The sequence below is a fragment of the Chryseobacterium tongliaonense genome, assembly GCF_041224435.1.
GTDB lineage: Bacteria > Bacteroidota > Bacteroidia > Flavobacteriales > Weeksellaceae > Chryseobacterium > Chryseobacterium tongliaoense.
The window spans coordinates 15,092-37,058 of record NZ_JBGFFD010000006.1; the positions used below are offsets into that span (position 1 = coordinate 15,092).

23 protein-coding genes are annotated in these 21,967 nt (G+C 36.5%); 13 read left to right on the forward strand and 10 right to left on the reverse strand.

All coding sequences use genetic code 11. From position 1 onward, the window contains the following. Positions 1–8: 8 nt before the first annotated feature. The 3 genes from AB8P06_RS13270 to AB8P06_RS13280 all read right to left on the reverse strand — a co-directional run bounded on the left by AB8P06_RS13270 (position 9) and on the right by AB8P06_RS13280 (position 2,760). The gene (locus AB8P06_RS13270) at positions 9–1,007 is read right to left on the reverse strand and encodes a glycosyltransferase family 9 protein (RefSeq protein WP_369842445.1); all 999 of its coding nucleotides are present in this window, start codon (positions 1,005–1,007) and stop codon (positions 9–11) included. Positions 1,008–1,351: 344 nt separating this feature from the next. Beyond that, a complete protein-coding gene (locus AB8P06_RS13275; protein ID WP_369842447.1) occupies positions 1,352–2,122 on the reverse strand; it encodes an SDR family NAD(P)-dependent oxidoreductase in 771 nt (256 codons plus the stop codon). A 62-nt stretch (positions 2,123–2,184) separates the two neighbouring features. Next, positions 2,185–2,760, reverse strand: coding sequence for a TetR/AcrR family transcriptional regulator (locus tag AB8P06_RS13280; RefSeq protein WP_369842449.1), 576 nt, complete (start codon positions 2,758–2,760; stop codon positions 2,185–2,187). 229 nt (positions 2,761–2,989) lie between these two features. Here AB8P06_RS13280 and AB8P06_RS13285 point away from each other — a divergent pair, with 229 nt between their 5' ends. From AB8P06_RS13285 to AB8P06_RS13310, 6 genes are all read left to right on the forward strand, one after another. Further along, positions 2,990–3,778: an SDR family oxidoreductase gene (locus AB8P06_RS13285; protein ID WP_369842451.1), complete on the forward strand. Its 789-nt coding sequence runs from the start codon at positions 2,990–2,992 to the stop codon at positions 3,776–3,778. Then, on the forward strand, positions 3,775–4,206 hold the full coding sequence (locus tag AB8P06_RS13290; protein ID WP_369842452.1) for a DUF2147 domain-containing protein: 432 nt from the start codon (positions 3,775–3,777) through the stop codon (positions 4,204–4,206). Before AB8P06_RS13285 ends, AB8P06_RS13290 begins: the two co-directional genes overlap by 4 nt. A gap of 11 nt (positions 4,207–4,217) precedes the next feature. Continuing rightward, complete coding sequence (locus tag AB8P06_RS13295) at positions 4,218–4,421, forward strand: hypothetical protein (protein ID WP_369842453.1); 204 nt, start codon at positions 4,218–4,220, stop codon at positions 4,419–4,421. Then, positions 4,421–4,774 carry a hypothetical protein gene (locus tag AB8P06_RS13300; protein ID WP_369842455.1) on the forward strand — a complete coding sequence of 118 codons (354 nt, stop codon included), beginning with the start codon at positions 4,421–4,423 and terminating at the stop codon, positions 4,772–4,774. The genes AB8P06_RS13295 and AB8P06_RS13300 overlap by 1 nt, the downstream gene beginning before the upstream one ends. A 12-nt stretch (positions 4,775–4,786) precedes the next feature. Next, the gene (locus AB8P06_RS13305; RefSeq protein ID WP_369842456.1) at positions 4,787–5,695 is read left to right on the forward strand and encodes a helix-turn-helix domain-containing protein; all 909 of its coding nucleotides are present in this window, start codon (positions 4,787–4,789) and stop codon (positions 5,693–5,695) included. A gap of 227 nt (positions 5,696–5,922) precedes the next feature. Beyond that, positions 5,923–7,425 carry a serine hydrolase domain-containing protein gene (locus tag AB8P06_RS13310; protein WP_369842457.1) on the forward strand — a complete coding sequence of 501 codons (1,503 nt, stop codon included), beginning with the start codon at positions 5,923–5,925 and terminating at the stop codon, positions 7,423–7,425. Positions 7,426–7,549: 124 nt separating this feature from the next. On the opposite strand, the gene AB8P06_RS13315 is transcribed toward AB8P06_RS13310, so the two are convergent. Together AB8P06_RS13315 and AB8P06_RS13320 are read right to left on the reverse strand one after the other, a co-directional pair. Next, on the reverse strand, positions 7,550–9,064 hold the full coding sequence (locus AB8P06_RS13315) for a serine hydrolase (RefSeq protein ID WP_369842458.1): 1,515 nt from the start codon (positions 9,062–9,064) through the stop codon (positions 7,550–7,552). A 50-nt stretch (positions 9,065–9,114) separates the two neighbouring features. Continuing rightward, positions 9,115–9,891, reverse strand: coding sequence for a helix-turn-helix domain-containing protein (locus AB8P06_RS13320; protein ID WP_369842459.1), 777 nt, complete (start codon positions 9,889–9,891; stop codon positions 9,115–9,117). 409 nt (positions 9,892–10,300) lie between these two features. Between AB8P06_RS13320 and AB8P06_RS13325 the strand changes: the two genes are divergently transcribed. Further along, positions 10,301–10,969, forward strand: coding sequence for a hypothetical protein (locus AB8P06_RS13325; protein ID WP_369842460.1), 669 nt, complete (start codon positions 10,301–10,303; stop codon positions 10,967–10,969). Positions 10,970–11,524: 555 nt separating this feature from the next. On the opposite strand, the gene AB8P06_RS13330 is transcribed toward AB8P06_RS13325, so the two are convergent. Next, positions 11,525–12,535, reverse strand: a complete 1,011-nt coding sequence (locus tag AB8P06_RS13330) for a bestrophin family protein (RefSeq protein WP_369842461.1) — start codon at positions 12,533–12,535, stop codon at positions 11,525–11,527. Between the two features lie 198 nt (positions 12,536–12,733). Between AB8P06_RS13330 and AB8P06_RS13335 the strand changes: the two genes are divergently transcribed. Beyond that, a complete protein-coding gene (locus AB8P06_RS13335) occupies positions 12,734–13,108 on the forward strand; it encodes a hypothetical protein (protein ID WP_369842463.1) in 375 nt (124 codons plus the stop codon). 50 nt (positions 13,109–13,158) lie between these two features. Here AB8P06_RS13335 and AB8P06_RS13340 read toward each other — a convergent pair whose 3' ends face one another. Then, on the reverse strand, positions 13,159–13,734 hold the full coding sequence (locus AB8P06_RS13340; RefSeq protein WP_369842464.1) for a Crp/Fnr family transcriptional regulator: 576 nt from the start codon (positions 13,732–13,734) through the stop codon (positions 13,159–13,161). Between the two features lie 248 nt (positions 13,735–13,982). Next, positions 13,983–14,348, reverse strand: a complete 366-nt coding sequence (locus tag AB8P06_RS13345) for a winged helix-turn-helix transcriptional regulator (RefSeq protein ID WP_369842466.1) — start codon at positions 14,346–14,348, stop codon at positions 13,983–13,985. 104 nt (positions 14,349–14,452) lie between these two features. Between AB8P06_RS13345 and AB8P06_RS13350 the strand changes: the two genes are divergently transcribed. The 5 genes from AB8P06_RS13350 (at position 14,453) to AB8P06_RS13370 (ending at position 19,127) form a co-directional block, all read left to right on the forward strand. Further along, positions 14,453–15,319, forward strand: a complete 867-nt coding sequence (locus tag AB8P06_RS13350; protein ID WP_369842468.1) for an SDR family NAD(P)-dependent oxidoreductase — start codon at positions 14,453–14,455, stop codon at positions 15,317–15,319. Between the two features lie 533 nt (positions 15,320–15,852). After that, on the forward strand, positions 15,853–17,220 hold the full coding sequence (locus tag AB8P06_RS13355) for a S41 family peptidase (protein WP_369842469.1): 1,368 nt from the start codon (positions 15,853–15,855) through the stop codon (positions 17,218–17,220). A 630-nt stretch (positions 17,221–17,850) separates the two neighbouring features. Next, positions 17,851–18,084, forward strand: coding sequence for a hypothetical protein (locus AB8P06_RS13360; protein ID WP_369842471.1), 234 nt, complete (start codon positions 17,851–17,853; stop codon positions 18,082–18,084). Positions 18,085–18,125: 41 nt separating this feature from the next. Continuing rightward, a complete protein-coding gene (locus AB8P06_RS13365; RefSeq protein WP_369842472.1) occupies positions 18,126–18,944 on the forward strand; it encodes a phage tail-like protein in 819 nt (272 codons plus the stop codon). A gap of 27 nt (positions 18,945–18,971) precedes the next feature. After that, on the forward strand, positions 18,972–19,127 hold the full coding sequence (locus tag AB8P06_RS13370; RefSeq protein WP_369842473.1) for a hypothetical protein: 156 nt from the start codon (positions 18,972–18,974) through the stop codon (positions 19,125–19,127). A gap of 193 nt (positions 19,128–19,320) precedes the next feature. Here AB8P06_RS13370 and AB8P06_RS13375 read toward each other — a convergent pair whose 3' ends face one another. Together AB8P06_RS13375 and AB8P06_RS13380 are read right to left on the reverse strand one after the other, a co-directional pair. Next, the gene (locus AB8P06_RS13375) at positions 19,321–20,910 is read right to left on the reverse strand and encodes an MFS transporter (RefSeq protein ID WP_369842474.1); all 1,590 of its coding nucleotides are present in this window, start codon (positions 20,908–20,910) and stop codon (positions 19,321–19,323) included. Between the two features lie 2 nt (positions 20,911–20,912). Continuing rightward, positions 20,913–21,959, reverse strand: a complete 1,047-nt coding sequence (locus AB8P06_RS13380; RefSeq protein WP_369842476.1) for an HlyD family secretion protein — start codon at positions 21,957–21,959, stop codon at positions 20,913–20,915. Between the last annotated feature and the right edge of the window lie 8 nt (positions 21,960–21,967).

A 21,967-nucleotide genomic window follows, 5' to 3' on the forward strand; every position in this document is an offset into this window, starting at 1 on the left:
TAAAGTTATTAGTTTAAAGACGTTTTAATTAGTTCTATTACTTTATTATTTTCAATATTATTAGTATTTACAGATAAGCTTTTGTGATTGTAAGGTCTGTACATATTTTCATCAGTCACAGAAAACAATCCAATTGTAGGTGTTTCAGAAGCACTTGCCAAGTGCATAACCCCATTGTCCGCCGCAATAAATACTGTTGTATTGGCAATGAAGCCACCCATCTCACGAACATCTTTGCTGTAAAAACTCTGAATCTTAAAATTTAGTTTTGAGATATTTTCTACAGGCAAAAGCTCAATGATATTGTAGTCTGGAAAAGCTGCGGCTAATTTATCATAAAAAGCTTCCCACCAGGTTTCAGAATAGCATTTGTCTCCAGTTGCGTTGGTAAAAAGACAAATAGTTTTCTTGTCATTTTTTACAAGATCATATAGTTTCATCTTACCATCTTCTATCTCTTCTTTGCTCAATTTCAGGTTTAGAAAAGGAACTTCGGATTTATTTTCTTCAAGACCGATTTGTGAAAGGTAATATCTGAGATTGTAAATGGTATTTTTTGCGATATGATTATAATCAGAATATTTTGATTTTAGCTCTTCAATATCTTCACCAAAAAATTTATAATTTGATTTGGAAAACAATATAGATAACCTCCCTGAAGAAGAGCCTTGAGTAGCATTGATGACCAAATCGTATTTTCTCCCTCTCAGAGAAAACCAGCCACTTATGTATTTCCATAAATTACTGAACGGCTTTTTCGGAAGCTGGATAATTTTATCAACACTTTTATAATTTTTAAAAATAATTGGTGATATACCTCCTTTTACAAACAAATCGATTTTACTATCCGGAAAAGTATTTTCAATCTCCTGAACCAAAGGCGTTAACAAAAGAAGATTTCCAAGCCTGTGATTCGGACGGGAAATCAAAACCCTTTTTACGACAAAATCTCTATTAATTTTTTCTTCAGCGTGAGATCTACCAATGTTTTTGGTTAATCTTTTCATAATAGATCTTCTAACGGCGTTTATTTTTTTCTTCATGCTAATTTATACTTACAAATTTATCGAAAAAATAAACATCTGATTGACTTTAGCAAGTGAATCAATCTATTGTTTTTATTTCATCTAAGGTTGTAAAATTTGGGGATTATTCTTTCCTGTTCAAATAATAATTTCCATTTTGTTTTCAAACTTGCCTTTTTGAGTTAGGTTTATATATCTTTTTAGAAAATTAGCCTCTAAAGCTGAACTAGTTGTAAATTTAAAGTAACGGAATGCACAAGTGGCAGATCATATGGGATGGAAAGTAACCCAATCTTGAACGATCGTTCAAGATTGGGCTAAAAAAATTATAACCTCGCACCTCCGGTCGCATCAATAACCTGACCGGTGATCCAATGAGCCTGTGGAGAGCTTATTAAAGCTACGGCATCAGCCACATCTTCAGGTGAGCCAATTTTATTGAAAACAGATTGGCTTTTGGCAAAAGCTGCGGTTTTTTCATCCTGAAACATTTCCCTGGTCATATCGGTAAGCGTAAAGCCGGGAACAACACTGTTTACGCTGATATTCCTTGTTCCGAAATGCGGAGCCAGTGCCAAGGTAACGTTTTCGAGTGCTGCTTTTGATGCGGCATACGCTACGTGTGAGGGAGCTGCTATTCTTGTAAAACCGGTAGTGATATTCACTATTCTTCCATTTTCTCTAAATAAGTCGTCCAAATTTTGGATCAGAAAAAAAGGTGATTTCAGATTAACATCAATCATGTCCTCAAAATCAGTTTCAGTTGTTTTATCCAATGATAATGCCGATGCAATTCCAGCATTATTAACCAATATATCCAGACCGGGATCTTCTACTTTTTCTTCTAATGCCTTTCTGAATTCCGTGCCGATTTTATCGGTAGACTTTTTGCCTTCTTTCAAATCAGCCTGAATGATAACACCATCACTTCCAAGCTTCCTGATATCGTTCAGTACTTTCTCGGCTGCAGCCTGATTGTTGCTGTAATGGATACCAATAAATGCTACACCCTGCGCTGCAAGTTTGTTTACAATTGCCGCACCAATTCCGCGGCTTCCGCCTGTTACCAGGGCAGTTCTTCCTTTTAATTTTGACATGTTGTATGTATTAAGTTTATAAAATATTCTTGAACAATCATTCAAGAAATGGTTAAAAAAAATCAGCTTGTAATCATGACGATGAGGTTATCTATAATTTTTTCAATTCGTTTCTTTTCTTTAAAAAGAATAAAATTCTGACCAAGACCAGAAAGAGTAGCCGTGATAAGCTGTGCCAATGCAGACGGATCCAGATCTTTACGGACAAGATTATCATTTTGCGCATGGATGATCAATTGTTCCATATTATAAAATGCCTTGTTTGCACTACATTTTAGCAAGCCACAAATTTCTTCATCTGCGGCAGCCATTTCAAAAGATGTTTTTGCAGATAAACAGGCATCCTCACTTAGGCTGCCTCCTGCTACAATACCTTTAATGTAAGATTTCAGCATTTGTAAAGAATTTTTATCTCTTGCTTTTGCCGGGTCAAAATCTTGAACAGGCTGTACATAATTTTTAAGGCATAGTAAAAAAAGGCCGTGCTTGCTTCCAAACGAATTATAAATGCTTCCGGGATTTAATCCGGTTGCCTTAACCAAGTCCTGCATCGAAGTAGCATGATAACCTTTTCTCCAAAACACCTTTTGTGCTTTGATAATAATATCGGTCTCGTCAAATTCAATATTCCTTGCCATGTGATGCAAAGATAATATTTTTGAATGGATATTCAAGAATAAAATCAATTTTTTAAGATTTATAGCTAATCAAGAATTTGAGATCTGTATCGTTTCCCTGATTTCCAGGATAGAATGGATTTAATGCTTTTACTTCTTCCCTCAATATTAAGGATAAAACAAAAGTCGTTTTGGCTAAATCTGCTTTTTAAAACCGCTGCAATTTTGTAATATCAAAAAAGGAGAAAAAATGGAATTTAAAAACACTACAATCCTTATTACCGGGGGAACAAGCGGAATCGGATTAGAGTTTGTAAAACAACTGACTGAACATGGTGCAAAAATCATCATTACGGGGCGTAACCTTGATGCACTGAATAAAACAAAAGCACGTTATCCAAAAGTGCATACTTTTCAAAGTGATGTCAGCAATCCGAAAGACATCGAGCAACTTTACAAAAATATCACATCACAATTTCCCGAACTCAGCATCATCATCAATAACGCAGGGTTGATGAGATTGATAGACTTGCAGGATACGGCTTTGGATCTGGAAGATATCAACCGGGAAATTGCTACCAATCTTTCGGGAACGATCCAAATGGTACATCAGTTTTTACCGCATCTGAGAAAACAGAAAACTTCTGCCATCATCAATATTTCTTCGGCTATTTCATTTATGCCTTATTCTATCGCTCCGGTTTACAGCGCTTCAAAAGCAGGTGTTCACGCTTATACACAGGCACTGCGGCTGCAGCTGCAGGACATGAATGTAAAGGTTTTTGAAGTAATACCACCGGGCGTCAATACCAATCTTCAAAATAATTGGGTTATGCCAACAAACCCGCGTATGATGGATGCGGACAAATTGGTAACCATTGCCATTAACGCTATTTTAAAAGACAATCCGGAACCCAAACCGGTAATGGTTAATATAATAAAAATAGTAAGTCGGATTATACCACATACACTTATAAAATTTGGGCATAAAGAATTCGAAAAATTCAGACAGTTGAACAATAAAAAATACGAGATATGAGATTACTTTGGATAGTCATGGTTCTACTTTTACCAGCCGCAGCTTTTGCACAGAAATTATCACCCGATCAGATCATCGGTGTATGGAAATGTGAAGATTACAAAATAGAAATTTTCAGATCAGGAAATACATATTCCGGCAAGCTTTTATGGGCAAAAGACCTGTTTGAAGCAGATGGGAAAACACCCAAAAAAGACAATAAAAACCCTGATGCAAAACTGAGAAGCCGTTCCAGGCAAGGGATCATTCACATTACAGGATTGATTTACAGAGATGGTGAATATCTTGATGCTAAATTATACAGCGTACAGGACGGAAATACTTACAGCCTGAAGGCCGTTCTTAAAAATATTAATTATTTGGAAACCAGAGGGTATAAAGGTGTGCCGCTGATTGGAAAAACGTTTAAATGGACACGTGTTCAATAAAAAAAGAATATATGCAAAACAATAATAAAAAAGACGAACTGTCAAGGCTTTGGTTTATGATTTCCAATGCTATTCCGCCCATCGGGATTTTCCTGTACTTCAAACACAGAAAATTGTTTCCTAATAAAGCGAAAAGAGCGTTAACGAGTGCTTTAATCGGTATCCCGATTGCCCTGATTGCAGGATATATAATGAATAACTTTATACTTGATTGATGATAAAGAATATAATTTCATTAGTGTTAATGATCGTTTCGGTATCATTAAGCTTTAAACACGGTTGGGATACGTTCAATTACAAAAAAAATCCTGAGTCACTTAAAATGATGGCCGAACTGGGAATCAGTGAATCATTCATTCCATACTTTGGAATTCTGACTTTTGTTGTAGGGACATTACTACTAATCCCTAAAACTTTTTTCTGGGGCAATTTACTTAATGCGATGGCCATCGTGCTGATTATGGCATTGGCTTTACGCGCAGGAAATATTAAAACAGCTTTGATAGAAATTCCGTTTTTGATCATTCCTTTGGTGATGATTTGGTTAAAATATCCGTTTAAAAATTAATAGCTTTACATTATGGCAAATCCAAAACCTTATAGAATACAATCCATTGCGGAGATCCATCGTTTAATGGGACTTCCTAAACCGCAGCATCCACTAGTAGGGATAATTGATTTATCAGGGCTGAAAAATAATCCGGAAATCAATACCGTACTGTTTGATCTGTATGTTATATCAATGAAAAGAGGGTGTGACAAACTCATTTACGGACAGCAGAAATACGATTTTGATGAGGGGCTGATGGCTTTTATGTCGCCTGGACAGATTCTGCGTGGCGAAGAAAACGGCGTGCCTGCCAATCTCGAAGGCTGGATGTTGTTTATTCATCCGGATTTCCTTTGGAATACAGCTTTATCCAAAAGCCTCAAGAAATATGAATATTTTGATTATTCCGTCAATGAAGCATTGTTTCTTTCTGACAAAGAAGAAGCGATTATCAACGGAATTGTCGATAATATCAGAAATGAATACCATTCAAATATCGATCAATTCAGCAGAGAGATCATTATTTCCCATATTGAAAATCTGCTGAGCTATGCGCAGCGTTTTTATAATCGCCAGTTCATCACAAGAGAAAAATCCAATCATCAGATCCTTGAAAGATTGGAAAAACTGCTTTTAGACTATTTCAACAATGATGATCTGGTAACAAAAGGTTTGCCGACAGTACAATATATTTCGGACAATTTAAATGTTTCGTCCACTTATTTGCGGAGTTTACTTAAAACATTGACAGGGCAAAACACACAACAACACATACACGAAAAGCTAATTGAAAAAGCCAAAGAAAAATTATCCACTTCAGACTTATCAGTAAGTGAAATAGCTTATGAATTAGGTTTTGAGCATTTGCAGTCGTTCAGTAAATTGTTTAAGAGTAAAACGAAGGTTTCCCCATTAAAATTCCGTGAGAGTTTTAATTAGTGATTACCATTTTCACTTTTGCCCGCGATTGTTAAAATGTCATCTGTAATTTTGAAAATTCAGTTTTGAGTTTTGATTTAAAATTAGGAAAAGTGACTGCTTTAAAAGGAGAGATTTCTATATAAAAGCTGTACTTCTGAGCCAGCTCCGGTGTCAGCACAAAAAATTTTTTATGTTAATATGGTACAGAATTTTAATTATATTTAACTATTAAAATTCATCCACCAATGACAAAGAAGCTTTTACTAGGCATCATTTTAGTTTTTGTTTACACCGAACATGTTTTTTCACAATCACAAAACATTAAAAAAAGTGATGCATTTTATGCTTTTCAAACCGGAGAACCTGAAGAAGGAGGCTTTTCTTCCTCGAAATTAAGCGTTATTTTTCCCTATGTCCGGGATCATCAGGTAAATGTCCACAGCCTTATGATTATAAGGAATGATAAAATTGTCTTTAATGCCGATTTTTATCCTTATGTCAATGACTTTCAACATGATATCGCATCCTGTACAAAATCAATTATCTCTTTATTGGTAGGTATTGCCATAGATAAAGGATTTATCCGTGACGAAAATGAATTAGTCAAAAATTATTTTCCGGAAATTAAGTCATACAGTAAGAACTTCCAGGTTTTGACGATAAAAGATTTACTTACCATGACTTCGGGCTTAGATTGTGGGTCTGATAATGAGGAGATCTTAATCCCCGGACTTATTAAGGCTTCCGATTGGTCAAAATATATTTTTAACATTCCAAGCACTGATACTCCCGGAAAACACTTTTCTTACTGCAGTTGCAATTTCTATCTGCTTGCGGAGATTCTATACCGCTCTACAAAATTGTCTCCGGAAAAATTTGCGGATAAATACCTGTTTAAACAAATAGGGATTAATAATTTCTATTGGACAAAAAATAATAGGGGTATTAATTACGGATGGGGAGATCTGGCCATCAAGCCATATGATATGGCAAAAATAGGACGTTTATTATTGAATAATGGAAAATGGAATGGCGTTCAGCTTATTTCAGAGGATTATATCAGGAAAGCAACTAATATACAAATCCCTTTTAATGACGGAAAAGGATATGGTTATGGTTTTTGGGTTGATAATGACCATTCTTTTCAGGCTGTTGGCCGGGGTGGACAAAGAATTCATGTTGATAGGTTATATAATGCTATTGTCGTTGCTACCGGCGGTGGTTATAACTGGGATGAAAAAGGAGGATTAGATGAACTTATCGGGCATTCAGTTCAATTGGATGCTTTAAATAAAAATCAACCTGCCGCCGATAGTCTGAAAGTGGCAATTGCCAATGCAGCAAAAATCAACGGCATTCTGTCTGTAGAAAATTTGACAAGCACCCGACAGGATGTTTTGTTCAACCGTACGATGATCCTGGAAAAAAATAGCCTGAATATTTCGAAATTGCGGATCATCACCTCCGATTATGCTGATTCTATATTCAGAATTACCTACTTATCAGGAAAGGTTGTCGATTATCCATTGGGCACAGGAACAGAATATCGTTATTTTAAGGATACTTCTTCGAGCCATGTCTATGCGATCAGAGGCTATTGGAAGTCTCAGGATGACTTCGCGGTAGACTTTAATACATTGACAAAAATTAATAATTATAAAATTGATTTCATGGTAAGAGATAAGGGGATTCAAGTAACCATTAAAGAAGAAACTCAGGGTGTTAACGATACGTTGCAAGTTCACTAGGAGGTAATCTCAACAATCAGATTGGTACACTGCAACAAACTGTTCTTTTTCCTGTAATATTTAGTGTTCTCACAGAGCATATAAACTTCTTAAATCCTGTACTAAAAAAATTCGAAATTTAATTTTATTTCTTAATCCCGTTTGCTGCATGGATTCGTTCCAATGCCTTTTGCGAATCACTGTTCATCGGGTTTAGATGTAAGGACTTGACGTACATTTCCTCTGCTTCCTTAGTTTGTCCGATTTGCTCTAGTGCTTCGCCATAACTGTTCCATGCATTATCGCTGATTGGGAACAGTGTGCAGTTTAATTTAAAAACTGCAATCGCGTTACTATAGAGTTTGTCTCCTAAAAAAGCATATCCGAGGTTGTTCATATCATTCTCAGAAAGCGTGAAATTCACGGTATCCTGTTTATTCGATGCCAACATTTCTGCAGCTATTTTTTCCCCTTTGCTAACCAGCCAGCGGCCATACAGCTTAGCCAGGTTTCGTTTAGCAGGTGTTATTTGCTGGTGGTTTAGAATTCGCATGCCGTTTTGGGCATTTCTGTAAATACCCTCACTTCCTGTATTATCCAAAATGATCACCGTTTGTTTTTTCTCCATGTCATACAGCAATATTGTCACTGCTCCGGCCATACCGCCGGCATGAAATAGCTGACCTTTATTTTCCGAACCCGTAAAAATAAACCATCCGAGCCCGTCTACTGTATTTCCCAGTCCGCCAATATTCATCCAAACTGAGTTGGGTTGTCCGTTTTCAAGTCGTGTACCTTTTATTGCCCTGTTCACTGTTTCGGGTTTTACTAACGATCCATCGAAATAATGATTGGCCAGCTTCAACAGATCTTCACAAGTACTCACAATATTGCTGTGTCCATAAGCCCGTTCCTTATAATCCGCTGCAGTCTGGTCAATACGGATTCTGTCGGTTGCATAAATTTTGGGATAATCATAGTTCTTCGCCTGATATATTTGCTGCGCCTCCGGAGAAGAAAGCAGATAAGTGTTTTTCATACCCGCGGGTTTAAAGATGTGCTGTGTGAGGTACCGGTCAAATGATTTCCCGGATACCTTTTCGACCAGGCAGGCCAGTAATTCATAGCCTAAATTGCTATACCACCACTTCTGACCCGGTGCAAGCTTAAAACTCACCGGATGTCCGGCAAGAAATTGCAACAACTCTGCATTGGTATGGGGATGGCCATTCACTTTTTCAAATGTCGCCAGTGCCTGACCTAAATCCTGATCTGAAACTCCTGAACTGTGTGAAAGGAGCTGACTGATGGTGATCCCGGGATAAGGAAAATTTGGGATATACTTTTTCAGTTCATCATCCAAATTTAGCTTTCGCTGATCTGCCAGTTGCAAGACGGCGATGGCTGTGAAAGGCTTTGAAAGTGAAGCAAGCTGAAATGCAGTCCGCATGTTGTTATCTTTCCTTTCTTCAAAAACGGCAAAGCCAAAAGACTTCTGATAAACTATCTGTCCTCCTTCGGCTATCAGCACATTACCGTTCAGCCTGTCTTCTTTTGCCAGGCCGGTATAAAAGCTGTCCAATTTTGACCTAACATCCTGTGCATTGGATTTAAAGATCATTAACAGTAACAACAAACCAATTAAATGAGTTCTAATCATTTAACAAAATTAATGACATTTAGAATAAAAAAATAGAACAGGATTTGCCTTTACAATTTACGAAAGGCTTTCGGCAATAAACCGGTCTCTGTTTTAAAGGTTCTGATAAAATGGCTTTGATCTGCAAACCCGCAATAGTAACTTATCTCAGAAATTGAAAATTTATCCCGCAACATGGGGATCGCCCGTTCAATTTTAAGCTTTCTGAGGTATTGGCTTAGTGTACATCCAAAGTATTGAGCAAAATACTTGGAGATCGTGGTAGGATGTACACTCACAACAGCTGCAAGTGCATGAAGGCTGGGAATTTCTTGCCAGTTGTCATTCAATAGCTGATGCAGCTCTCTTACCCATTTGGGAGGTACTTTATATTTTTTGTTTAGAGGAGAAATAAGCAACTCAGCAACGTGGTCGGTCAGAGCGTCCTTGTTAAGCTCTGCTTCTTTAAAAACACGTAAAATAAGTGATGCATTGATATTATGAAATTTAATAGCTTCTGCAAACCGTGCTTCAGTGAGTTCATACTTTGCGAAGAACTCTGGTCCGATCTCCAGGTTAATATTCCTTGAAGGAAACAATGTATGGTCGTTTCTGTGTGCCTCATCACTATGATAAAAGATAACCTGACCTGCACCCAGCTGGTATTCGGCACCGCGCCGCTGCTCTCGGTTTCCTCCATCCAGCACTAAAGTAAGGTGAGTGTGCTCATGCGAATGCCAATCGTTTGAAACAACCTGATGGTAGACTGTATCAACGAGTTGGATACCATTGCCTTCATATCGGCTGGTGTTTTCCCCAAGGTAAGTTCCACTGCTTAGTCTGATCATTTTGCTAAGGTATGATTTTAGGTATATTGCTCTCAAAAAATTATGACCTTAAATCTTCAGATTGTGTATCAACAGAAAACCGAACAATGCCAGTCAAGGCTGATCTTTGATTTTAGGCCTGGCCGGTTTGGCTCATACATCAAAGTAAGTACTTTCTTTTCAATGTTATTTTATTACGTATCACGATAAGTTTTGTCTTTTATATTTACAGTATTAATAAATCAACAAATAAGGAAATAATTTTGTTTTTTTTAATAAAATATTTATATTAGCTGTAAACATTTAAGCATAAGTATGAAAATCTTAGAGTATTAAAGCAAATAATTTAAGGTTTGGTAATTATTTGCATATTTGAACAAACCAATCATCATTATTAATAACCTATAAAAACAAATTAAATTTTAAAAAAATGAAAAAAGCTTTTAGTATTTTAGCAATCGTATCTTTATCACTATTTACATCATGTTCAAATAATGATAATAATGTTGATGATAATAATGGGATATCGTCAAAGACCATCTTAGACAATCAATCATCAGTATTAGGTGATTTAACTGAAGAAGAATTGATTAAAGAGTTATCTATGGATCAGAACTTCATAGAATATGGAAGTACAATATTTTCACTTTTTGAGAATATGCCAAATAAAGATAATTTCCGGACTAATTTTAATCAGAATGATTTTGAACAAGGAAAAGAAGCATATTTTACACAATTGACAGGATATTCAAATGATGAGGTATCAATAGCTCTTGATAAAATGAATGAATTGCTGGCAACTCTTTATAATAAATACCCTCAATTAAAATATAACGGACAAAATCAGGAATTTATAGAAAGGGTAATCGAAAAAGCTGATCTTATCGTTGAAGAAAATCTTGCTATGGCTGCAAAGAGAAATCCTGCCTGTCAGGCCTGTGTAAACAAATGGAAACCAAGAATGATTGCTGCTACTATAATTGGAGGAGTTGTTGGTGGTGCTTCAGGAGGCTTTTTCGGAGCTTGGGGTGGTGCCGTAATAGGTTTTGTTGGTGCCGGATGGGGAGCTGTTGATTGTCTTGAAGCTGCAGGTTGCTAAAATATATTATTATGAAAACGCTAAAATTTAAAGATATTGCTATATTAATTACATCATTTATTGGTGTGATGTTTTTCGCCTATATTTGGTTAAGCCCCAATTATAATGATACTTTAAATTATAATTATTTAAAAAACAATTTTGGACAATTTGCTTTTTTTGGATTCCTAATGTTGTTTGTATATAATTTTTTAAAGCTTATCGGGAGAGAAAAATTATTTTTAATATTCATTATCATATCTTTTATTGGTATTTTCATCTTATATCTGTCATCAAAGATATTTTTATGGCCCTTTACAATTGTTCTTGTAATCTCTTTTTTATTTTTCTTATCAAGGAAATGGTTGGATTATAAGAAAGTTTAAAATATTTTTTAACTCTGGTATTGCTTTTACTCTGTATCAGAAACTAAAAAATAATAACAATTTATAAAAATGATTGGCTCTACCACAATATCAAGGTAAAGCCAATCATTCTTATTTTACAGTAGAGTGAAAGTAATTAAGGATTTATAATACTAAATGCCATTGAAAATTAGTATTCTGTCCAAAAATTTTATAAAATAATATTGTTTTGGCTTATATCAAAATCTGTCAAATTCACTTCTTCAAGCATTTCTCTCAATTCAACTTCTAACTGAAAACTAATCTGGGATATTGGGACATCATTAGCACCTCCTTCAAATGGATTTTCGGTATTTTCACCTACCTGCCCTATAGAAGAATATAACCAGGAAATCAAGCAACTGAAAGGAATGATCAGCCAAATCATATTCCCTTTCATAAATCCGCTAACACTTTCATTTAAGTCATTAAAATCTGCCAGCAATCCATACGGCAACAGGAACGAAAACGTTTGAACCAACAGGTTATTAATAATATTGTACTGGCGAGGAAATGGTGAATATTTTATATGCTCACTTTTCCCCTGCAGATTGTAAAATTCTTTAATTGATTTTTCCATGTCAACAAATTGTGTCACGGTGATTTCCTCTTTTACGTAGAGAGATTTCAGAGTTTTACTTTGCAAACTCAAAATTTGGGTTGAAATATTTTTTGCTTTCAGCACATTCTGTAGATCTGCAGGTACCAGGTATTTAGCCAGCTCTTCTTGAAGGTTTGTTTGTTGCTCAGGAATCTTAAAGCGTTTACGATACTTTACATTATTTTTTTTATTTGTTGATTCCCAAGTTTTCAGCTCTCTCATACTATAACGTAAGGCAGTAACCCAGGCTATATGAGTATAAATAAGAGTTTTTGAAATTTCACTACTATTCTGTAAATAATCTTTACTTACCAAACCCCATGCACGACTATTTGATAAAATAGAAGTCCATACATCCTGGGCTTCTAAAGACCGTTTATAGCTTAGGTTATTCTTGAAACCTAAAATAAAGGCAGTGGCAGTTCCCAGCATTGCAATGACAGACCAGGGAATCGCTACCCATTTTATTCCGAATATATGATACAGGCATATTGGAATAAAACCTAACAGGAGCAGGATGTAAATTTTTCCTTTAGTCCATATAACAAATTCAAGGAGGTTGTATGATTTACCTATATACATTTTTCTATTATTAATTTTATTAAAATCGAAGGTTTAAATAAACTGCGATTTTTTGCTTATCGTTATTAATAAAACAAAATTGAGAATAAAAAAAACGTACAATCTTAAACCAGTTTAAGTTTTTGCAAAGGAACTATATCCATTTTTGCAATGTAATAGTCATCGGGGCTATTTGAATTATTTTCTAAAACTTTAAAAATGGATAGCGAAAAATTAATTGAACTGACGAAACAACTCATTTATGAGGCGACACATTTTAATGTTCCTTATGTAAAGCAAATTTACGGGGATAATTTACTCATTGTCAAAGTTGATAAAAATGGAGTAGTGGATACTATGAACAAAGAACAGCTTGTTAGTTTTGTTCAAGGGAATAGTGATACCAAAGCTACACCGTTCTCCACTAAAGCTGAATTTCATTATGCTGTTTGTGATGAAAATATGGGAATGGTGGTGATGACTCGAGATTTGGAATTAAACGGAAAATCAGATCCTAAATTCTTTACACTGATCTGGGAGTACTCATCTGGAAGATGGCAGGTAGTCAAAGAATCTTGTGTTACACTTAATTAAAGAGTGCTTTTCAGGAGTACGTTCTTAAACCAGTGTAATCTTAGACCGGTTTAAGAACGTTTCTTTGCCTTTATCTCACTCAAATATTCCGGGGTCATATTAAGGTATGATGCAAGTATGTGTTGAGGAACTCTTCGGGTAAATTCCGGAAATTTATCATTAAAAAGATAATAAAGTTGTTCACTGGAAAGGGTGTGCAAATATTTAGAACGATGTTGAGTCGCAGCAAAAGCCCTTTGGTAAATCAATCTGAAATAATGTTCAAGCTGAGGGTATTTCTTAAGAAGTTTTTCCTGATTTTTGTAACTGATAGCGAGAACTTCCGTTTTTTCAACAGCTTGTATAATAAACTCTGTTCCGGCTTGATTCTCAAAGGCCAGATAATCTGTTATCCACCAGTTCTCAATCGCAAATTGAATAGTCTGCTCGACACCTTTATCACAAACAAAAAACATGCGTAAACACCCTTTAGTTACAAAAAAATGAAACCTACATTGTGAATTATTATTCATCAAATTACTTTTTTTTGCAAAAATCATGGGTTCAAAATATGATAAAATTGTAGGTTCGTGTTCCGCATTTATTTCAACATATTTTTTAAAGTGGCTTATCAGTTCTTTGCTCATAATCTTATTGGTGTCCGGCGTTACAAAACGCTTTTAACTGTTGGATGTGTAAAACTTAATGTATATCAAGTACAAAATTAGTTTTTTAAAATTATATTCTAACTTTATTACATTTACATTAAAACTGAGCACATTTCTTATCTTCTGATAAATCTTTTTATAAAAATTCTGTTGCGCCAGATACATCATTATGAATTGCTATGGCAGATATTTGTGACCCAGAAAGCCTTTATATCGACATTGGTTTACTAAAAAGTCAAAAATCTAACCTCCTGTGATTTTTTTCGGTGCAGTTTCCCCCATTTCGTCAAGGCAAACATCACTTCTTGTAAAGTGTCAGCGTGTTCGGTAATTTCGTATTCAACAGTAGGAGGAAACGTATCATATACTGTTCGTTTAACCAATAAGTTGGTTTCCAGATTTTTCAATTCTTTAGACAACATCTTATCACTGATACCATCTACTGCTCTGGCAATTTGCCGGAAACGTTTGGCTCCGCCTTTCAATACCAGCAATATAGACAATTTCCAACTTCCGTTTAAAGTTTCCATTGCATCCCGGATAGCCCGGAGCGTACTTGCATCACAAGGTAAATGTTCTTTATTCTTTGTCATACATATTGTTTTACTAACCTCAATGAAAGCACTAACCAAAGGGTTAGTACTTACCAAGGGTTAGCAAATGTACATAATTTTGTAGTCTAATTAATAAAGGAAAAATGAAACAACAACGAACAGTATTGATAACAGGGGCAACAAGCGGAATAGGAAAAGCGACCGCACTTGCGCTCGCAAAACAAAATTACCGGGTGGTAGTACACGGAAGAGATAAAGTAAAAACTGAAACGGTTTGTGAAGAGATTAAAAATCTTTCCGGCAACGAAAAAATTGATTTTATAATCGGGAATTTATTTTTAATGAACGAAGTACAGAAAGTTGCCCAAACGTTTATGAAACGGTACGACCGGTTAGATATTTTAATCAACAATGCCGGAGGAATTATGAGCAAAGAGCGACAAGAAACGGAAGAAGGTGTGGAAACAACCATCGCTGTAAATTTGTTTGCTCCGTTTTTGCTTACTTCGTTGTTATTGGATGTACTGAAAAAGAGTGAAGACGGAAGAATTATCAATGTTTCTTCCAACTCACATAAACTCAACGCAAATCCAGATTTTAATGATTTGGAGCTAAAGAATAATTACAATCCGCTGGTGGCTTATGGTAATGCAAAACTTTTTTTAATTTGGGTTAGCCGGCATCTTTCCGGTAAACTTATTGATGATGATTTCAACAATGTTACCATAAACTGTTTGCATCCCGGTGCCGTTGCGACCAATTTTGGGGTAAACAGCAATTTGGGAGGCTTACTAAATTTCTTCGGGAAACTGGCAAGACCATTCTTTAAAACACCGGAACAAGGAACAGAAACCATTTTATACCTGGCTACATCTGAAGATGTAAAGACAATAAGCGGAAAATATTTTGAGAAAAAGAAAATAAAAACCGCTTCTCAAAAATTTTACAGCCGACAAAACGAACAACTTGTCTGGGATTATTGTAACAAACGAATAAACAATATTAAATGACAAATGATGTGGATAAAAAGAGAACATACCAGATTGAGTCGGAAAGGGAACTAATGTAACAGGCGAAAATACCGATAAATATGGGATTATTGATCATCTTTTCTGAACCATCATTTTCTTAGCTGTGCATCCATTTCCGATAGGTAATCTGACCAGACTTAATCATTCCCGGATGAGAACTGATCGGCATGAAAGCATTTGTATATTATTATTGTGACAATGATTTTTATTATGAATTATCCATTTCTGTCTAACTTGATGAGATGAAGTTTATCTCTGGTTTTTCCTGAGCTTATTGCATATTAATTCTTCTTCTGCTACCTCTGGTGTAAAGATTTAAAAACTATATTTGCTCAGATAACAAGAAAAACCAGACCTCGGTAATTATGAAAACAGTTGATTCTCCTAAAACTAAATCCTATTTGGCTATTTTCATTCTGATAATGGGATCTGTATTTTTTAATCCGGTTTTCGCGAGTAGTAATATGTTTGTCCAAAAGGATTCACTGGTACAAAAATTATCGGTAGCAAACATGCGCGCAGATCTTGTTGTTCTCTGGTCTGCCATAAAGGAAATACATCCGGGCTACGGCTATTATACCTCCAAAGACAGCCTTAAGCTTTCTTATGAACAGACATATTCTTCAATTAAAAAGCCCCTTTATGAAAGTGAATACATAGCCCATATTTATCCGTTTATATGTAAATTAAGATGCGGGCATACACAAATAAAACATTCCTCTTCATATAAAGATATCCCGGGGCTCTATCCGGCGCGATTGCCTTTCAAAGTATTAGTTCATGATGACAGAGTCTTCATCACCAGTCGGCAGACCGATCGGTTACAGACGGGCGATGAAATTATGAGCATCAATAATGTTCCTGCCAGAGAAATCATCAAGCATGGATTCGATCTTTATTCAACAGACGGCTATAATAAAACCTTCAAGGAACTTTTTTTGAGTGAATACGACGGCTTTGAAGATGCATGCAATAAATTTTATCATTGGAAAGGTGCTTATAAAATGAAGGTCAAAAGTAAGAAGGGGGAAATTTCTGAGATCATCATAGACACCGGCAAGAATAGTAAGAACGAATTTTCGAGTACAGATTTTGATAATTACAAAGACTGGACAGACGCCGGAATTCCCGGCAATCTAAAGCTTCACTTTTATAACAATGGATCAACAGCCTTGTTTGAAACCAAACCTTTTTCCTATGAAGATACAATCACATACAAAAATGTCTTCCACCAGGTTCATGCTAAAAATATAAAAAATCTTATTTTGGATATGCGCCATAATTCAGGAGGAGATATCCGGGTTGCTATTCAGTTATTATCTTATCTTGCAGATGCACCGTTTGATATTATTAAAGACGTGAAATCAAGGCTGCCAGATCCTGCTTTAAGTAAATCGGCGGTCTATTTTGACCAAGAGCGTATGAACGGCTTTCGGCAGGGATATAAAATTACCAATAAAGAAGGATTGTGGTATCATGTAGAGACTACTGCTGCAATGGGTACCATATATGGACCTTTGGCATTGGCGAAAGAAGATCATTTTAGTGGTAATTTGTATGTCTTAATTGATGGCGCTACTTTCTCTTCCGGTGCACTTTTTACAGCAGCCCTTAAATCCCGGCGCAGAAATGTAAAGTTTATCGGCAGGGAGACTGCGGGCAGTGAAGAAGGGTGTAACGGTATGGTTATGCAGGAATTGACACTCCCGAATACAAAAATCAGCATCGACTTTCCGTGGATGCGAGTTGAATCAGCAGCATTAAAACCTTCACATGGGCGTGGTATAATGCCTGACTACCATGTGAATTATGAACCTGAAGATATCGTTATAAATAAAGATCGCGATCTGGAAGAGGCTATGAAACAGATCCGTTTGTAATTCAATTAACAGATTTCCACTACTAAGATTTTATCTATAATAGTACAGAATGAATATTTCTAGATTTTCTTACCAGATATGGGCACGACTGCAAGTGAAGATGATTTCCGAAAGCCGGTTTTTTTCTTTTATACTTTAGAATTTCAGATAGATCTGTTTTTACAAAATTGGTTCCCAGACCAATAAGTAAGATCAGTCACAATATTTTCCCCAACCTACAGTCAGGTTTATTTCAGTAGCTATAGATAAAACGTTAGGAAACAGCTATTTCGCCATAGCTAAAACCGTCATGCAGATTTTGGTCTAAAAATAGTCGTTCATTATGGTTTTTACAGATCCATTAAGCGGATAAATTCCGCCTGCAATACTCGTTGTCCGTTGTTAAAATACCTGCAGGGAAAAATTGCAGAAACGGAAAAGTAAAATACTAATAACTAATTATTTACATGCTTTTTATACCTTGTTTTTTTCCCGAAAAAGGCAAGGTGTTATCTTTTTATCCGGCAATAGGAACCTTACTTTTGTCAGGCTTTTAGCAATCGACAACCGGGAAATTTTATCCATGAGTACATGGTATTGCTGACCGAATCATCCAGGCATTTTATAATAAAACATTTAGAATAATATAAAATGAAAAAGCTTCTATTGTCTTTATTAACTCTTTATGGAATTTTCGCCCAAGTTGGTATTAATACTTCTATATCTTCGGAAACCTTTGATGTAACGGCAAAAATTCCAAAAGTTATGGTTTCTAATGCCAATGGAGCAGAGGCTTGGCGCGAGATTACAAGCAGTAATGTTAGTCTTACGAGTAAGATGGCCCGGGTAGGAGCGTACTGTTGCTGCTGTTCCGGGATATTATAAAATTTCAACAGAAAACTTAAAAAATAATTAATACATATATTATGAAAAAAAAATTTCTCCCTTTACTTTTTCTAGCAGTAGGAAATATCTTAGTATCAGGTCAGGTTGGGGTTTTGACCTCCAATCCACAAGGTTCTTTACATATTGATGGTTCAAAGGATAATCCTGCGGCAGGAATTCCTACTGCCAATCAACAGGCAAATGATGTAATAGTAACTTCGGAAGGACGTTTAGGTGTGGGTACTATTGCTCCAGACTCATCTTCTTCTGTTGACGTTAATACAACCAGTAGGGGATTTCTTCCTCCACGAATGACCAACGCTCAAAGGAATGCTATCTCATTACCGGCAACCGGCTTAATGATCTTTTCAACTACAAACAACTGTCTCCAAACCAATATTGGTACACCTGCTTCTCCTGATTGGGGTTGTGTGGCTGTACAGGGCAGTGCTGGTGTCCCGGTTGTGCAGGTAAACTCTTATACCCCAAATACAGCAGCTGGTTCTGTTGCAAGTCAAATCTGTCTTGGAAGTATCTGTGTAAGACACAATGGTGCTGCAGCTGAAGGAAGTATTTTGATAAGAAGTAATACAGGTGCACCAATTCCCACTTCAAGTGTGGCAGGATTTCAGGTTGCAACCAGTGGGATTAACATGGGAGATTCCGAAATTGTTACTTTAACGACAGCCTATACGCAATTTTATAGAGGGGGAGCCAGCGGTGGTGAATTTATTAACTACCAGGTCTGTACGGGAACTGGTGAAAATTACCGGATTTTTTTAACAATGGTGGCAGCATCAGTAGCCAACCCGGGAGCAGGAAACGGTATGTATCTTTTAAATCTTGAAAGAATAAGATAGTATTAAATAAAGTAAGTGGATTCAATTATGACTGAAAAGGTACATCCTTCTACAGATTCCACTATTTATAAAAATCCCACTATACAAAATAATTCCCAGGATAACAGAATGGATTGTTTTTTAAGAGCAGTGAAAATATTTGATGTATGGTTTGGAAAGAAGTCAAGCATAAAACATAACTAGTCCTGAAAAGCCGATACATATTATAGGACAAAAATAAAATAAAAACCGGAGCAAAAACATTTTGCTCCGGTTTTTATTTTTATAGGTTTTCATTTTTATGTTTGTTTGTTTGTTTGTTTGTTTACGCATTTGATTTGATGTTAAATAATGATTTGAAAAATGAGTCCGCAGGTCATTATTGAATCTCTTCATCCTAATAAGGTATATTTCCTTTCCTCAATCTAAGTACCACGTGCTGAATCTGCGGAAGTAAAATAAGTATCAAAATCACGCATACTATTCCTGAAAGCATCCAGTCGTAATAATCGCGGGTAGCGCGGGCCAAAATCTGTTCATGGACCATAGCATTAAGATAGTTTACCGAAGCGCCTTTTGCGGTATACATATCGCTGCCTGCGTTCAGATATTGGTTTTGAATATCCAGTAAAGTAACAGGTAACTGCGGAGTGGTTTCAGCCAACGTTTCCCGGAATTTCTCCCTGACGGCCGATTTGGTAAATAATTGGAGTTCGTTATTGAGTGCCAGACTTGCCGAAAAACCGGTGAACCTGGCCAATATTCCCACAAGTGAGGCATTGATCGCAATCTTTGGTGATGCTGCGGAGACGGTAAATGAAACAATCGGAACAAATAAAATACCTGTCGCTACACCGTAAATAAACATAGGCAGGATAAAATCCACTGTTTCACCCTGTACTGAAACAAAAACCAGCATATACGCATAGTATAACGCCATTACACCAAAACCTAAAATAATGATCCTTATCAGGTTAAAGCCCATTAATATAAAGCGGGAAGTGACAAGCATACTCAGTACAGTTCCTGAAATTACTGCTACCCAAATAGGAATGGTGCTCAGCGGGTCGTTACCTAAAATGACTTCAAGATAACCATAAGCAAGTCCGGTGCTCCCCTTAAAAATATAAAACGTAAAAAGCAATAACAACCCGATTACAAAATTCTTCTCCCTGAATATCTGCAGGTTGATCAATGGACGTTTAAGCTTCGATTCCCTGACGATAAAAAGTGTAAGAATGACTAAATTACTTAAGCTGAGCAAAACAATTAACGGGCTATCATACCAGCCCAGTTGTCGTCCGTATACAAGGATGTAGCCCAGAATCAAAATAAAAGATGCATAAAATAGATAACCTGTCCAATCTACCTGATATAGTGGTATCTTCTTGGAAAACCTTGCTTTACTGTTCATTGTTAATAATACAACTAATGTTAGCAAAATGAGTATGATAATAAGACCATAAAATAGCCAGTTGAAATCATAAAAGTGAAGAACTAAACCGGAATAGATGGAATAGAACGGGACAGCGATTTGTATACTTCCATACAGAAGACTATACGCAATCACTCGGGAACGTGTAGACTCCAATCTTGGAAAAGTGAGCTGCAGGACAATGCCTGACATCAATGCGCAGGTTATCCCTTGTACAAACTGGCAGATCACAAACAACGTCCAATCTTTGGTATGAAAACAGATGACGGAACACAAAGCATTAATGGCAAGCGCCGTCAACAGGTATTTCCGTGGAGCAAAATACTTTACAATACGAAAATCCAGAGCTAAAAAGGCTACGGTTGAGCCATACATAACGATCATACCATATTGAACATCGGTTGCTTGTATGCCGTAAAAACCCATTACCGAGACAGGACTGCTGTAGTAAGCAAAACTAAACAGGCAGGTCATCAGAATGGCAAATATGACAGATCTTGCCACCCATTCGGAAACCCAGGGTTTGAAAACCGGAATTTTATGTGCTTGCATGATTAATCTTTTAAAACGTAAACATTGGCATTCATTCCGGCAGAAAGTTTTGCTAATTTTTCTGATGCATCGGTAAGTTTAATCCGTACAGGAATACGCTGGATGATTTTAACAAAATTGCCGGTGGCATTGTCCGGAGGCAATAATGAATAACGGGAGCCGGTGGTTGGAGAAAGCGATTCGATAATCCCGCTGAATTTTTCACCCGGGAAAGCATCAACTTCTACCGTTACGTGCTGCCTAATCCTGAAGCTGCCGATCTGTGTTTCCTTGAAATTGGCCGTCACCCATTTTTCTTCTGCTTTGTTGACCAAGAATGCAAGCGTCTGGCCGGGCTGTATCAATTGCCCTTCCTGAATGGTCTTCTTACCGATTTGTCCGTCAAATGGGGCGGTAATTACTGTATATTTAATATCAAGTTCCTGCCGTTTAAGCAGTGCTTCTTTAATCTTTATTTCTGCTGTTATTGCATTCCGCTGTGCCCGAAGGTCATTGAGCTTTGATTCTGCAACCTGCAAAGAAGCTTTTGCCTGTTCATAATCAGATTGAGTGATAGCCAAAGATGTACTGACATTGTCGAATTTCTGTTGTGTGGTCGATTCATCAGCGAGTAGATTTTTATACCGCCCGAATTCTTTTTCCTGCTGGCTGAGCCTTGCTTTTGCTCCGGCCAGTTGTGCCTTGATGACTTCGATGCTCTTTATCTGTGTGTCTTCATTAGCTGCCAGAATAGGCAATTTGGCATGCGAACTCATCAGTTCTGCTGATGCGGCTTCTTTTTTTAGTCCATATTCATCAAACTCTATAATCATAAGAGTATCTCCTTTGTGAACCTGCTGATTATCTCTGTAGCATATTTTACGGATATATCCGCCCACCTTTGCATTGATAGGTGACAGATACGCATCCACCTGCGCATCATTGGTCTGTTCATAGCGGTATCCTTTTAAGAAATACAGGACTCCCCAAATAATGATTCCCGTTAATAGTGCGGCTCCTAACCATTGGGTTAGGTTTACAATTAGTTTATCTGTTTTATTTTTATTCATGACTAATA